The sequence below is a fragment of the Kordia periserrulae genome, from assembly GCF_003054265.1.
Classification (GTDB): Bacteria; Bacteroidota; Bacteroidia; order Flavobacteriales; family Flavobacteriaceae; genus Kordia; species Kordia periserrulae.
Genome location: NZ_QBKT01000031.1, coordinates 1 through 1,238, shown reverse-complemented (window position 1 = coordinate 1,238; position 1,238 = coordinate 1). Strand labels below are relative to the sequence as shown.

Annotated in this window: 1 pseudogene; it reads left to right on the top strand. The window is 44.4% G+C overall.

From position 1 onward, the window contains the following. A pseudogene (locus C8N46_RS20050) lies at positions 1–1,238 on the top strand (CUB protein); the annotation flags it as partial.

Here is a 1,238-nt window from a genome sequence, read left to right as displayed (position 1 = left end):
CCAGCGGCGTATGCCAATGAAGAATTAGGGGTACAAACCATCTTTGTACTGGCTACCAACGATACCACAGGCTGTCAAAACACCATTACCTTTGATATCCGCGTGAATCCACTACCAAGTCCAACACTCAATGCTGGTGGTACCCTCTCAGCCGACACCTGTGATGATGACAATGACGGTTTTGTAGCCACTGATTTAGACATGCTAGTGAATGACATTGTCAACAACGAGCCAGATGTGGTCTACAGCTTCCACGAGAGCGCAGAAGATGCCAACAACAACTTAAATGCACTGAGCAGTCCTTACACCAACATTGTCATGGACAGTCAAACCATCTATGTGCTGGCAACCAATACGGTGACAGGCTGTTTTACAGTAACGCCATTACAAATCAATGTCATCCCAATTCCTGTAATGCCAATTAGCATCGATGATGTAGAAGTCTGTGACGATGCCGCAAGTTTAGACGGCTTTGCCATGTTTGATTTAACAGTAACTCAAATGCAAATCTATGGCGACCAAACCCCAGGAAACTTTACACTAACCTATCATGAGAGCGAGCAAGATGCCATCGATGACGTATCGCCAATTGTCACTCCGAGTGATTATATCAACACCACAGCCAATCAGCAAACCATCTGGGTACGTTTGGAAGACAACGCAACGGACTGTTTTGCCATTGGAAGCTTTGAGATTATTGTAGTGCCGCCACCAGTACTAGTACAACCAACAGCCTTCTCACTCTGTGATGATTTAGAAAGTGGTGATGAGAGTGATGAAATCAGTAGTTTTGACTTAACAGATAAGTACACTGAAATCACAGGCGGTGATACCAGTTTAACCCTGACCTATTACGCTTCACTGGCAGACTTAAATGCAGACATGCCAATTGCAGACCCAACAGGGTATCAAAACATCAGCAATCCACAGACGCTTTACATAAGAGCCACAAACAGTGCTGGTTGTACGACTGATATCACCATGACCTTAAGAGTACTTCCAATTCCAACACCGAACACCATGCCAACCCTTTTAGAGGCATGTGATGATGATAGTGATGGAGATGCAACCAACGGTATTTTAGTGTTTGATTTGACGCAAGCAGAGGCAGAAATAGTCAACAATGAAAGCAATGTCACAGTCAGCTATCACACCACATTAGAAGATGCAGAGATGGACAACAATCCGATTGTAGACCCAACCATGCATGCGGTAGATATGGCAACTGCCAATGAAAA